Source organism: Massilia sp. CFBP9026 (assembly GCF_034045165.1).
GTDB lineage: Bacteria > Pseudomonadota > Gammaproteobacteria > Burkholderiales > Burkholderiaceae_D > Telluria > Telluria arenae.
In genome coordinates this window covers 779264-791725 of sequence record NZ_JAXCWH010000002.1, presented here as the reverse complement: position 1 = coordinate 791725, position 12462 = coordinate 779264, and the positions used below count along the sequence as shown (strand labels likewise).

Below are 12462 nucleotides of genomic sequence, written 5' to 3'. Positions count from 1 at the left end.
GTTTGCTTCTAATGTCCGATCAAGCAGTTCTTCACCGCGATCCCGCGTGGCGCAACCGCGTCACCTGGGCCGCGATCTTCATCGTGCTGCTATATCCGCTGCTGGCGGGCGCCGAATTCAAGCCCTGGCTGCTGTTCGACGCGCAAAGCCTGCGCGCGGCCGGGATGTTCCTGTCCGATTTCCTGGTGCCCGCCACCGACCCTGAATTCCTGGCCATGGTGCTGCGCGAGACCTGGCAGACGGTGGCGATCGCCACCGCCGGCCTCACGCTGGCCTTGCTGGTGGCGATTCCCGCCACCTTCGTCATCACCGAACGCCTGTCGATCTCGCGCCTGGGCACCGGCCGCGTCCATCCGTTCGCGGCGCTCGTGCGCCAGGGCCTGCGCTGGATCCTGATGATCCTGCGTTCGGTGCCGGAACTCGTGTGGGCGCTGCTGTTCGTGCGCATCGTCGGCCTCGGGCCGACCGCCGGCGTGCTGGCAATCGCCCTGTCATACAGCGGCATGCTGGCCAAGGTGTATGCCGAGATCCTCGAGTCGAGCGACGCGCATGCCACCGACGTCCTGCTCGCCAATGGCAGCGCTCGCCTGCCGGCGCTGCTGTACGGCGCCCTGCCCGATTCGAGCGCCGAACTGGTGTCGTACACGGTGTACCGCTGGGAGTGCGCGATCCGCGGCTCGGCGGTGATGGGCTTCGTCGGCGCCGGCGGCCTGGGCCAGCGCCTGGACGAATCGACCAAGATGATGGCCGGCGGCGAAGTCGCCACCATGCTGATCATGTTCGTGCTGCTGGTGGCAGCGGCCGACCTGGTGTCGAAACTGCTGCGCCGGAGGCTCGGATGAAGCAATCTACGTTGCCACCGGCTCCGCCGCGCGACCTCACGAGCTGGCTGATCCTGCTTGGCCTCTCGGCCCTGGTGGTGGCCAGCTTCGCCTCGCTGCCGCTGCAGTGGAGCGCCTTCTTCACCGCCGAGGCGGTCGACTCGGCGCGCGAATTCCTGGCCGGCTTCGCGCCGCCCGAGACCAGCACGCCCTTCCTCACGAAGACGCTGGGCGCGCTGTGGGAGACGCTGGCGATGTCGGCCATCGGCACCCTGCTCGCCGCCATCGTCGGCCTGCCGCTGGCGCTGGCCGGCGCCGGACGCCTGGGCCGCGTGGCGCGCGCCGCCACGCGCCTGGTGCTCAATGTGCTGCGCTCGATTCCTGAACTGGTGTGGGCCGCGGTGCTGCTGGTGCTGGCCGGCCTGGGGCCGATGGCCGGCACCATGGCGCTGGCCGCGCACACGGCCGGGGTGCTGGGCCGGCTGTTCGCCGACGCCCTGGAAAACGTCGAACCGCATACCGAGCAGACCCTGCGCACCAATGGCGCGCGGCCGCTGGCGGCGTTCCTGTACGCTACGCTGCCCCAGGCGTTGCCGCAGATGCTGTCGTATACGCTGTACCGCTGGGAGAACAATATTCGCGCGGCGGCGGTGCTTGGCGTGGTCGGGGCCGGCGGCCTGGGCCAGATGCTCAAGTACCACCTGTCGCTGTTCCAGATGCCTAGCGCGGCCACCGTGGTGATCGCGATGCTGGTGCTGGTGGCCCTGGTCGATGCGGCCAGTTACGCGCTGCGGCGCGCCCTGACCCGATAGACCGGTATCAACTGCATGCTCGAACTCGACCAGCTCACCAAATCCTACGGCGGCCGCACCGTGCTGGCGCAGCTGTCGCATGTTTTCCAGGCCGGCGAGTTCGTGGCGATCATGGGCGAATCGGGTGTCGGCAAGTCCACCCTGCTCAACCTCATCGCGGGCCTCGACACGCCCGACGCCGGCCAGGTGATCGTGGACGGCGCGCCGATGTCCAGCCTCGACGACGATGCCGCCACCCGCCTGCGGCGCACCCGCATGGGCTTCATCTTCCAGGCCTTTCATGTGCTGCCGCATCTGACGCTGCGCCAGAACGTGGCGCTGCCGCTGCTGCTCAACAAGGAGCCCGCCGGGCGGGCCGACCTGATGCTGGACGCCGTCGGTCTGCAAGGACGGGGCGACGATTTCCCGCGCCAGCTTTCGGGCGGCGAACTGCAGCGGGTGGCGATCGCGCGCGCCCTGGTGCACCGCCCGGCCCTGCTGCTGGCGGATGAACCTACCGGCAACCTCGATCCGGAAACGGCCGACGTCATCCTCCAGCTATTACGCCATGAGACCCGCGCCCACGGCGCCGGGGCCATCATGGTCACCCACTCCCACGCCGCGGCCGCCATGGCCGACAAGGTGCTGCTACTGACGCATTCCGGACTGAAATTAGCATAAGTTCCTGGAAGAAACGAACAATTGCGGCATTTTTAGTTAAATTTCGCGAATCGTGCGCAACATAATCGTAGTAATATCACAACGACCCGCCGCGATAAAGCGAATACAACAGGCGTGGATCGTTTTCCAGAACAGTCGATCTGTCTTGAATCATGTTTTCATATTGGAGAATCGACATGACCGTACGACAGAAAAAACAGGAAATGCTCGAGGCCATGCATCGAGCGCGGGCGCTCGAGCCCTCGAGTTTCGTACCCAACAAACTGCTCGATACCCTGATCGAGCGTTTGCAGCTGAAGAACGACGCGGAGCTGTGCCGCGTGCTCGAAGTGCAGCCGCCGATCATCAGCAAGATCCGCCACCGCAAACTCAATGTCGGCGCGACGATCCTGCTGCGCATGCACGAAAAATCGAATATCCCGATCCGCGAACTCAAGGAATTGACGAGCGCGTCGGCAATCCACTAGCGCGTGTTTACTCCTGCGCCGGCGGACGCCCGGTCTTGAGCTGGGGCAGCGCCGCCAGCACGCCCTGCAGCGTTGCCACGTCGAGCTGGCCCAGCAGGGCGACGCCGATGCGCAGCAGTTCGCTCTTCTTGACGTCGATGCCGGCGCGCAGGCAGGCCTGCTTGACGTCGAGCAGCACCGCGTACTCCCCCTCGGGCATGGTGAAGCTGTCGCGCACTAGCACCGGCCGCGCATCCTGGACGGGCGCGCGTTCCACGGCCTTCGCCGCCGGCTTGGCTACCGCCTTCCTGGCAGGGAGCGTCGCGAGCGCCCTGGCGGCCGACTTGACCGCCGTCTTGAGCCCGCCCTTCGCCGTCGCGGCCCTGGTGGCCTTGGCGGCCGGCCTGGCTGCAGGCTTGGTCGCGGGCTTGGTCACCGCCTTGCTCACCGCCTTGGCCGCCGGTTTAAGACTGGCGCTCTTCGCCCTGGCGCGCGGCGCGCGCGTTGCTGCTGGTTCGGGCGCGGTCGCCGGCTTGCGTGGCATGGTGCTGCTCCTTCGTTGCGAGGGCAAATAGTATAAACGATTTAGCCGCTTGCCGCCGAATAGCGTACATACCGCGCGCTTGCTGCCGCCGGCGCCGATCGGTGTCACAATACGATCTTCATAGGAGCGGCATTCTGTTTTTCAGAAGTATTCATTCTGTAAACTCCGCTTTTATGGGAAGCCATCCTGTATTATTCTTTCGAGCGGACAACTCTGCTGTAAACTCCGCGCGACGTAGAAACTTTTTGAGGAAAACGTGATTCAATCCGGGCCAGTATGCGCAACAAAGCTCATTTGATCCTGCCGGTGCTGTTCGCCATCGCCCTGGCCTTCCTGTTGCAGCATTTTCTTGGCTCGATCGCCTGGGCCGGCCTCTTGGCGGTGATCACCTGGCCGTTGCACCAGCGCCTGCTCCGGCGCGGCTGGGCGCCGCTGGCCAGTGCCAGCTTCATGCTGCTGCTCCTGATCGTCAGCTTCGTCGGGCCGTCGGTGCTGCTGTTCCACACGCTTACCTACGAGCTGGCGAGCCTGCAGCGCATGCTCATCAGCTTCAACCAGACCGGGGTGCCGGTGCCGGACTGGCTGGCCAACCTGCCGCTGGTGGCCGAACCCGCCGTCAAGTGGTGGCTCGAGCACCTCGCCGTGCCGGGCGGACTCAACGCGCTGGTGCGCACCACGGTGGGCGACTTCATGCCGCACCTGACCGACACCGCGCGCGTCTGGGGCTCCACGATCCTGGCCAACGCCCTGTACCTGTTCCTCACCCTGCTCACGCTGTTCGTGCTGTACGTGCACGGATCAAGCGTCATGCACTACATCGACCGCGCCGGCGCGCGTCTGCTGCCCGACCAGTACACCAAGCTGCGGCGCGTGCTGCCGCTGTCGGTACGCGGCACCGCGCTGGGACTCGGTTCGATCGCGATCCTGGAAGGCATCGTGCTGGGCGTGGCCTACTGGGTGGCCGGGGCGCCGGCCCCGGTGCTGCTGGGCGTGATCACCGGCTACCTGGCCCTGATTCCGGGCGGCGCCCCGCTGTCGTTCACGATGGTCTCGCTGCTGCTGTTCGGCCAGGGCCATTCGGCCGAGGCGCTGGGCCTGTTCACCTGGGGCGCGGTCGAGCTGTTCCTGGTCGATAAATTCATCCGCCCGAAACTGATCGGGCAGCGCGTCAACCTGCCCTTCCTGGCGGTGCTGTTCGGCCTGCTGGGCGGCGTCTCGACGCTCGGTGTGATCGGCCTGTTCGTCGGCCCGCTGATGATGGCGATCCTGTTCGGCTGGCTGCGCGACGAGCCGCCGGGCACCGCACTGCTGACGGTGCCGCCACCGCAAACGCCGGCCGAAGCGTCAGACGACGCCGGGCGGATGCGCTAGCGAATCGACCAGCGCGGCGGTGCCCACCGCCGCCGCCCGCTGGTGCAAATCCCATAGAGCGCCCACGCGCAGGCCGGCCTGCACCGCGACCAGCTCGGCGATATCGAGTTCTTCCACCAAACCGATCAAAATTGCCAGCCCGCCCGGCAGGTGCGATGCCCGCTCGGCCGCCGGATAGGCCAGCCGCACGCCGGCCACGTGGCCGATCCGGATGAAGTCTGCGCGCAGGCGTTCGAGGCCGGCGCGACTCAACACTCCTTGCTCGCCGTGCAGTTGTGCGATCTCGGCCAGTGCGCGCACCGTGCCGCAGGCGCCATATGCCTGCTGCCAGCGCTGGGCGCCCAGTCTGGCCTCGGCGAAGCGGCTGCGGCTCGAACGCACCGCGGCGTCGAAACCGGCGGCATCCAGGCGCCCATCCGGGAAGAAGGTCAGGCTCTGGCGCACGGCGCCGACCGCGAACGATTCGATGCACCGGATCGTGGCGCCCTGCCCCAGCACCAGCTCGGTCGAGCCGCTGCCGATATCCACCACCAGCCGCGCGGCGGTGTCCTGCGCGCCGAGCGTGGTCGCCACGCCCAGGTAGACCAGGCGCCCGGCTTCGTCGCCCGCGATCAGTTCGATCGGCCGGCCCAGCGCCCTGCCGGCAGCGGGCAGGAACAGCGCCGCATTGCGCGCCATGCGCAGGGCCGAGGTGGCCACCACCCGCACCGCCTGCGGGCGCCAGGCATCGAGCGCACTGCGGAAGGCATCCAGGCAGTCCAGCGCGCGCCGCATGGCGGCCGTGCACAGCATGCCGTCCTCGTCGAGCGTCGCGGCCAGCCGGACCGGCTCGGCCATGGTGGCGACCAGGCGCAGCACGCCGTCTTCGACATGCCCGACGTGCAGGCGGAAACTGTCCGAGCCCAGCTCGACGGCGGCGTAGACAGGCGATTCAGGCGATTCGATCGATGAGGCTTGCATGGCATGTCCAGTTGAACTGGCCGCAGGATAAGCCGCGCCCATGACATGCGCGTGACGGCGCGGTGCAAACTCTCCCTTTGGAGAGACCGCTCAAACCTCGGCCAGCGTCTCGCTGGCCAGCTCCACCCGGTTGCGCCCCGCCTGGCGGGCCTGCTGCAAGGCCTCGTCGGCGCGCTGGAACAGGGTCGTGGTGCTATCCTCGGGGCGGATGGTGGTGACGCCGAAGCTGGCGGTCAATTTGATCATCGCGCGCTCGCCCTTGAACGGGGTCGACTCGATCGCGGCGCGGATGCGCTCGGCGACCAGCGCGGCCTCTACGAGGTTGGTGCGCGGCAGCAGGAGCGCGAACTCCACCCCGACCACGCGTCCCAGCTGGTCGCTGTCGCGCAGCTGGCGCCGGCACAGCTCGACCATCTGGCGCAGCACGACGTCACCGGCCGGATGGCCGTAGCTGTCGTTGACGCGCTTGAAACCGTCCGGATCGAACACCACCAGCGAGGTCGGCTGGCCCGGACGGCGCGCCAGCGCCATCCACGGGCCCAAGAGCTGGAAGAAGCCGCGCCGGTTCGGCGCGTCGGTCAGCGGATCGATCACCTCGGCGCGCTCGAGCGCGTCCTGCAGGCGCTCGCGGGTCAGCAGCAGCACGCCGAAGGCATTGCCGAGCATGAGCAGGTACAGGGCGCCGCTGGACAGCTGGCCCAGCAGTTCGCTCGTCAGCCAGCCCCAGCCGCCCGGAAGCAGCAGCACCGACAGGCCGCGCGAGGCCACTACCAGGGCCAGGGCCATGCTGGACAGCGCCAGGAAGCGCTGCAGCAGGCTGACGTCGCGCCAGCGCCAGGCCAGGGCCAGCGCGCCCGAGAAATAGAAGCCGCCCAGCAGCAGCGAGGCCGCCACGGCGCGCAAGGCTTCCTCGTCGATCAGGTAGCACAGGAAGAAACCGAGGATGGCGAGGCCGCCGACGATCATGGTCGGGGTGCGCCAGCCGCGTCGGCGCGCCGCTTCCCACGAGGCGCCGCCTTCGACTGCCACGCCGGCGAACAGCAAGGCATAGCCGCCCGGCACCGCGATCGGGGCCGGCACCACGCCGGCGTCGCCCAGGGCCAGCAGCAGCCAGGCGCCGCCCTGGATCTGTTTCGACAGGCTCCACAGCACCAGCGCCGGCGAGCGGGTCGGTCCGTGATTGAAGAAGGTCAGCAGCGCGCACAGGGCCAGGTTGCCCAATGCCAGTACCAGGACCATGGTCGACGCGTCCAGCATCATTGTGTCAGTACTCATGTTCGACGTTCAGGGTGCCGTCGCCGACCTTGCTGGCCCAGGCGCGGGTGAAATAGTCCCGCTCCGCGTCCAGGGGCGGTTCGTGCCAGAACACGATCAGGGTGCCCTTGTGATCGTGCAACTGGGTGACTTTATCGACGAAACCGCCATCGCCAAAGCCGTCCGCCAGCGCTGCCGCGTAACCGTACACGCGCTGCAGCCGCTCCAGGCGGTCGGGCTCGGCCACGGCATTGGTCGCGGTCATGGTGGGATGGTCCAGGAACATGGGCTCTCCGTCGAAGCGGCCAGCTTATCAGAAGAAGATGCTTTGCAACAAGCCAACTCTTCCGCCTCGACGTTGCTCCCGGACATCAACGCCTTTGCCGGGTTCAGCCGGCGAAGCGGTTGAACACCTCGCGGATGGCCAGGCCGCCGCCGCCGATCAGGACGGCGAAATACAGGATCGTCACGACATTGCTGACGTGGCCCAGCAGGATGCACAGGCCGTCGCGCTGCAACAGGCCGATGGCCAGGAACAGGATCGCCACCGCCGGGAAGGTATTGCTGAATGGAATCAGACCGAACGGCATCATCAGCAGCACCGCGCCCAGGATCAGGGCCAGGTTGTTGATGACCGCCATGGTGCCGCTCGCCACCAGCCACTGGATGCGGTTCGGGCGGCTGACCCGCTCGAGCTTTTTCAGCCACGACAAGGCCTTGCGCAGCAATGGGCGCAGCTTGCGGGTGCCGATGATGCGGTGCTCGATCTTCGACGGGATCCACAGGTTGCGGCCGAACAGGCGGCTGACGCTGATGAGCAGGATGGCGGCGCCGAACACGGTGCTGACGCCGGGGATCGACACCGGGATCAGGAACACCAGCGTCAGCAGGGTGACCAGGATCAGCAGGCCATCGTTGCCGACACGCTGTATCAGTTCGCTGAGAGTGATGCCGGTGCGCGGCAGGGAACGGACCAGCGAGCGGAGCGTCTGGGAAATCGGGGCACTGTTCATTGCGTTTCTATTCCTGGAGTCAATGACGGAGCGACAGTATACGCGCTACCGGGGGTCGGCACTGTCGATTGCCGGGCAATCGTCATTGTGCACCGCGCCGCCCTCTCACACCGCATGCGAATCCGCATCCATTTGCGCGGAGGCGACGTTGTTGTCAATACATGCCAATTCCCGGCATTGTGTTTACTAAACTGCAACTCCCCCAACCCGAAAGGATCGCCATGAAACCCACTTTTGCACTGGCCGCACTTGCCTGTGCCTTCCTTGCACCCGCCCATGCCGCCGTCGTCCATACCTCGTCCGCCGCATTCCTGCCGCAAGTGGCGGGCGGCGCCTACACCGAGACCTTCGACACCGCCCTTTCGGACGCGCCGCGCGCGTTGGACTTCGCGCAAGGGGATTATGCCTATACGGCGTTTGCCGGTCGTGGCCTGTACGGCGACGGCAACTTCCTGAGCACGTCGACCACCCCCAGTTCGCTGACCATCTCGTTCACGGGCGCCGACGTCACCGCCTTCGGCGCCAATTTCTACAATACCGGTGTCGACCTGGCCTTCCGCGCGACCGAGATCATCATCGCGCTCAGCGACGGCACGATCGCGCGCTTCACACCCAGCTCGGTCGAGGACAGCTACCGCGGCTTCACCTCGGACGTCGCCATTGCCTCCGTCACCCTCAGCAGCACGAACTTGCTCGATTTCGCCAGCCTCGACAACCTGACGGTCGGCGCCTGGATCGGTGAAGCGCCGGGCGAAGTGCCTGAGCCGGCCAGCCTGGGTCTGATCGGCATCGGCCTGGCCGGTCTGCTGGGCCTGCGGCGCCGCGCATCGTCGGCCAATTAGACGGAAATAGCCTGGCGCAAGTTACAGGGCCCCGCTTCCGGCAGAAGCGCGGTCCACGACAGGCGTCGGGAAATCTTACATATGGTCGAGAAAACGGCGAGGCGACGGCCAGGCAGGTCTTCTATCTTGATCTAAATCATTGTTCTCTAACAAATCTCGCGATCGGGCACAGGGCTTGCTTAACAGTATCCGCCGCAAACCACATAACCACGATAACGAAGGGATTTGTCATGAAACAGCTACTCGCACTGCTTGCCGTCTCCGCCTCGATGTTCGCCGCCCCTAGCCACGCCGCAGTGGTCTATACCTCAGCCGCCGACTTCCTGCCGCAAGTCGCCGCCGGCGCCTATACTGAAACCTTCAGCTCCCCTGATTTCAGCATCCCACCGACGATGAATTTTGCAGGCGGCGCTTATTCGTACTCCGCCTCCGCCCCTGACGGCGTATGGCTGAGCGGGAGTTTCCTGGGCACTTACAGATCCACCAACGCACTCGCCATCACGTTTACCGGCGCGACCGTGACTGCCATCGGCGGCAATTTCTTCAATTCCAGCAACGCCGATGAGTTCCTCAGCACCATGATCACCATCGCCCTCAGCGACGGCACCAGCACCTCGTTGTCCCCACTGTCGCTGGCGGACAGCTACCGCGGCTTCACGAGCCTGGTCGGCATTGCCTCGATCACCCTGACCGCCGCAACCGGCCTCAATTTCGCCTCGGTCGACAACCTGACGATCGGCACTGCCATCGGCGAGCTTCCTGTCGACGTGCCGGAACCGGCCAGCATCGCCCTGCTGGGTGCGGGCCTGCTGGGTGTCGGCGCCCTGCGTCGTCGTCGCCAGTCCTGAACTAGCGCTCGCGCAAGAGCTTGAACTGCCGCGCCTGGCGGTGATGGCCGGCGACCGACTGCTTGATGTAGCGGGTGAGCGCGTCGCCGGTGAGCGAAAACGGATACAGGCCGGCCCGGGCCCGCTTTTCGGCGAATTCCGGGCTGGCCTCCATATTGTCGAAAGCCTTTACCCAGCGCCGGTAGTCGGCCTCGCGCACGTCCGGCCCCATCCACACGCCGCGGATCACGGGCCAGACCACGTCGTAGCCCTGCTCGCGCGCGGTCTTCACATTTGCCAGCGCACCCGGTAGCCGCTGTTCGGACAGTACCGCCAGCACCCTCACCCTGCCACCGCCCGTGTACAGCAAGGCTTCGGAGGTGTCGCCCGACACCGCCTGCACGTGGTTTTCCTGCATCGCGATGAACTGCTCGCCGCCGCCCTCGAGGGCGACGAAGCGCATCTTGCGCGGGTCGATGCCGGCCATTTGCGCCAGCAGCGCCATCTTGATCCAGTCCTGGCTGCCGACCGTGCCCGACATGCCGATCAAGACTTTCTTGGGATCGCGCTTCAGGGCGTTCAACAGATCGTCGAGCGACTGCCAGGGCGAATCGGCGCGCACCGCGATCATGCCGTAGTCGGCGCCGAAGGCCGCCACCCAGCGCACGTCGTCGACGTCGGCGTCGCCGAATTTGCCCAGCGCGAGATTCAGTACCGAACCGCCGGAAAAGGTGACCAGGGTATTCGCCTCGGCGCGGCGCTGCGACACGATGGTGTGCCAGGCCACCGCGCCCACCCCGCCCGGCAGATAGCTCAGTTGCAGCTCGGGCGCGCCTGGCTGGCCGTGCAGGGCTTTCTGGGCCAGCTTGCAGGTCAGGTCCATGCCGCCGCCGGGCTTGGACGGGATCAGGCATTCCGCCCCGCGCGGCTGGGCGCCGCCGGGCGCGGCCAGCGCCAGGCCCAGGATGGCAAGGAAGGTGTGCACGAATCTCATGGGACGCATGATAGCGCCATGCCGGCCGCGGTGCCGGTCCGGCTCAGAAACGATGCTGCATGCCGGCGCTGACGCCGCTCTGGGTCGTGCCGAATCCGGGGTCGTCGCGCGACAGGCCGACGAGCTGGCCATGGTCGGCTTTCGCGTGCGCCACCGACAGATAAAGGTCGGTGCGCTTGGACAGCGCCAGCATGCCGCGCACGACGAACATCGTCGGGTCGGCATCCTCGAGGGCTGGCACGTCCTTCGTGTTCACGTGATAGACGGCGCCGGTCAGGGTCACGTTGTCGATCGTGCGCGAGATGCCACCCCAATACGTGTCGGCGCGCAGGTCGGCGCCGGCGCGGGCCGCGTCGAGCTTATAGCCGCGCATGCCGGCGGTGTAGCGCCACTTGCCTGTTCGATAATCCGCGCCCAGGTGGTAGGCGCGGGTTTCGTCGCGCGCCGGCAGGCCGGCTACCGCATTGCCGTTGATCTGCTCATACGAGGCCATCATCCCGAGGCCGCCATCGCCGAACCACGAGCCGCCCACCGCCAGCTTGCGGCCCTCGGCCAGGCTCCCCGAGCGCTCGCCCAGGCCGACCGTGGCGCCATAGGTGAAGCCGCCGCTTTTTCCCGTGTACTTGACCAGGTTGTCGAACTGGGTCGTCATGCCGTACTTCGACGGTCCGGTGGCGCTGGCGCCGGTGGCCCAGGAATAATTGGGCGCGAAGCCCAGCGGATCGAACTTGATCACCAGCTCGTAGGTGGTGGTGAACGAGCGGCCGATGACGATGCGCCCGAGCGAACCGTCCAGGCCGACCCAGGCCTGGCGCTTGAACACGGCGCCGTCGCTTTCGCCGGTATCCATCAGGATACCCCCTTCGAGCTGCCAGATCGCCTTCAGGCCGCCGCCCAGGTCTTCGCTGCCGCGAAAGCCCCAGCGCGAGGTGTTCTTGCCGCCCGAGATGACGCGCACCATCTTGCCCTGGTCTTCACCGGCATGGTTGACGTACTCGACGCCGGCATCGATCAGGCCATAGACCTGCACATTGCTCTGGGCGTGGACGGAATGGTTCAGGGAAAGCGCTGCCAGGACGGCGAGCGCGAGGGCCGACTGCTTCATGGTGTCTCCGAATCTTGTTATGGTTGTGCTGCTTTATCGCTCGACTATATGCGCCGCCAGCTTTCAGTTTGCTTTCAACACCTCCCCTTTCCACGGCCCCGCCATTGCGCTTACACTGGCGCGATGAGAATCCTGCTAGTTGAAGACCACGTCGAGCTGTCGCACTGGGTGTCGAAGGCGCTGCGCGACGCCCATCTGACCGTCGAATGCGCGAGCACCGGCGCCGATGCCGACGCCCTGCTGCACACCCAGGACTACGCGCTGGTGATCCTGGACCTGACCCTGCCGCGCATGGATGGCCTGGACGTGCTGCGCCGCCTGCGCGCCCGCGGCGGCGCGCGCGGCGGCACGCCGGTGCTGATCCTGACCGCGCGCGGCGGCCTGGAAGACAAGGTGCAGGGACTGAACCTGGGCGCCGACGACTACCTGGCCAAACCGTTCGAGCTGGCCGAACTCGAAGCGCGCGTCAAAGCGCTGCTGCGCCGGCGCAGCGGCAACGAGGCGCTGGTGCACCGCTGCGGCCAGCTCGCCTTCGACACGGTGTCACGCATGTTTTCGTATTGCGGCGAGCCGCTGGCGCTGACGCCGCGCGAGCATGCGGTGCTCGAAGCGCTGATCGCAAGACCGGGCCGCGCGCTGTCGAAGGAAAAGCTGTTTCAGGAAGTGTTCGCCCTGAGCGACGACGCCAACCTGGACGCCATCGAGCTGTACATCCACCGCATCCGCAAGAAGCTCGAGCGCCCGGGCGGCGATGCCGCCATCGTCACCCTGCGCGGCATCGGCTACCTGATGCAAGAAAAGCCTGCCTGAGGC

At 66.6% G+C, this 12462-nt stretch carries 15 protein-coding genes; 8 read left to right on the top strand and 7 right to left on the bottom strand.

Annotated elements, in window-relative coordinates; genetic code table 11:
* Positions 1–11 precede the first annotated feature (11 nt).
* The 4 genes from SOM28_RS07910 to SOM28_RS07895 all read left to right on the top strand — a co-directional run bounded on the left by SOM28_RS07910 (position 12) and on the right by SOM28_RS07895 (position 2760).
* The gene (locus SOM28_RS07910) at positions 12–842 is read left to right on the top strand and encodes a PhnE/PtxC family ABC transporter permease (protein WP_320467768.1); all 831 of its coding nucleotides are present in this window, start codon (positions 12–14) and stop codon (positions 840–842) included.
* The gene (gene phnE, locus SOM28_RS07905; RefSeq protein ID WP_320467767.1) at positions 839–1633 is read left to right on the top strand and encodes a phosphonate ABC transporter, permease protein PhnE; all 795 of its coding nucleotides are present in this window, start codon (positions 839–841) and stop codon (positions 1631–1633) included. Before SOM28_RS07910 ends, phnE begins: the two co-directional genes overlap by 4 nt.
* 15 nt (positions 1634–1648) lie before the next feature.
* Positions 1649–2293, top strand: a complete 645-nt coding sequence (locus SOM28_RS07900) for an ABC transporter ATP-binding protein (protein WP_320467766.1) — start codon at positions 1649–1651, stop codon at positions 2291–2293.
* A 176-nt stretch (positions 2294–2469) separates the two neighbouring features.
* Positions 2470–2760 (top strand): hypothetical protein, encoded by a 291-nt coding sequence (locus tag SOM28_RS07895; RefSeq protein ID WP_123068909.1) that lies wholly within the window; start codon positions 2470–2472, stop codon positions 2758–2760.
* Between the two features lie 7 nt (positions 2761–2767).
* On the opposite strand, the gene SOM28_RS07890 is transcribed toward SOM28_RS07895, so the two are convergent.
* The gene (locus SOM28_RS07890; RefSeq protein ID WP_320467765.1) at positions 2768–3283 is read right to left on the bottom strand and encodes a hypothetical protein; all 516 of its coding nucleotides are present in this window, start codon (positions 3281–3283) and stop codon (positions 2768–2770) included.
* A 276-nt stretch (positions 3284–3559) separates the two neighbouring features.
* Here SOM28_RS07890 and SOM28_RS07885 point away from each other — a divergent pair, with 276 nt between their 5' ends.
* Complete coding sequence (locus tag SOM28_RS07885) at positions 3560–4654, top strand: AI-2E family transporter (protein WP_320467764.1); 1095 nt, start codon at positions 3560–3562, stop codon at positions 4652–4654.
* Here SOM28_RS07885 and SOM28_RS07880 read toward each other — a convergent pair.
* From SOM28_RS07880 to SOM28_RS07865, 4 genes are all read right to left on the bottom strand, one after another.
* Positions 4628–5614, bottom strand: coding sequence for a Ppx/GppA phosphatase family protein (locus SOM28_RS07880; protein WP_320467763.1), 987 nt, complete (start codon positions 5612–5614; stop codon positions 4628–4630). The two genes, SOM28_RS07885 and SOM28_RS07880, sit on opposite strands and share 27 nt — an antisense overlap.
* A 90-nt stretch (positions 5615–5704) precedes the next feature.
* Entirely contained in the window at positions 5705–6889 is a 1185-nt protein-coding gene (locus tag SOM28_RS07875) for a GGDEF domain-containing protein (protein ID WP_229414883.1), read from the bottom strand.
* Entirely contained in the window at positions 6879–7154 is a 276-nt protein-coding gene (locus SOM28_RS07870) for a hypothetical protein (protein ID WP_123068906.1), read from the bottom strand. Before SOM28_RS07870 ends, SOM28_RS07875 begins: the two co-directional genes overlap by 11 nt.
* A gap of 103 nt (positions 7155–7257) precedes the next feature.
* Positions 7258–7881 (bottom strand): exopolysaccharide biosynthesis protein, encoded by a 624-nt coding sequence (locus SOM28_RS07865; protein WP_123068905.1) that lies wholly within the window; start codon positions 7879–7881, stop codon positions 7258–7260.
* A gap of 221 nt (positions 7882–8102) precedes the next feature.
* Between SOM28_RS07865 and SOM28_RS07860 the strand changes: the two genes are divergently transcribed.
* Positions 8103–8723, top strand: a complete 621-nt coding sequence (locus SOM28_RS07860; protein WP_320467762.1) for a PEP-CTERM sorting domain-containing protein — start codon at positions 8103–8105, stop codon at positions 8721–8723.
* Between the two features lie 230 nt (positions 8724–8953).
* Positions 8954–9571, top strand: a complete 618-nt coding sequence (locus SOM28_RS07855) for a PEP-CTERM sorting domain-containing protein (RefSeq protein WP_320467761.1) — start codon at positions 8954–8956, stop codon at positions 9569–9571.
* 1 nt (position 9572) lies between these two features.
* Here the strand turns inward: SOM28_RS07855 and SOM28_RS07850 are convergent, their stop codons facing one another.
* Both SOM28_RS07850 and SOM28_RS07845 read right to left on the bottom strand, forming a co-directional pair.
* On the bottom strand, positions 9573–10553 hold the full coding sequence (locus SOM28_RS07850; protein ID WP_320467760.1) for a tripartite tricarboxylate transporter substrate binding protein: 981 nt from the start codon (positions 10551–10553) through the stop codon (positions 9573–9575).
* 34 nt (positions 10554–10587) lie between these two features.
* Positions 10588–11649: a porin gene (locus SOM28_RS07845; protein WP_320467759.1), complete on the bottom strand. Its 1062-nt coding sequence runs from the start codon at positions 11647–11649 to the stop codon at positions 10588–10590.
* Between the two features lie 123 nt (positions 11650–11772).
* Here SOM28_RS07845 and SOM28_RS07840 point away from each other — a divergent pair, with 123 nt between their 5' ends.
* On the top strand, positions 11773–12459 hold the full coding sequence (locus tag SOM28_RS07840) for a response regulator (RefSeq protein WP_040777660.1): 687 nt from the start codon (positions 11773–11775) through the stop codon (positions 12457–12459).
* Positions 12460–12462 lie beyond the last annotated feature (3 nt).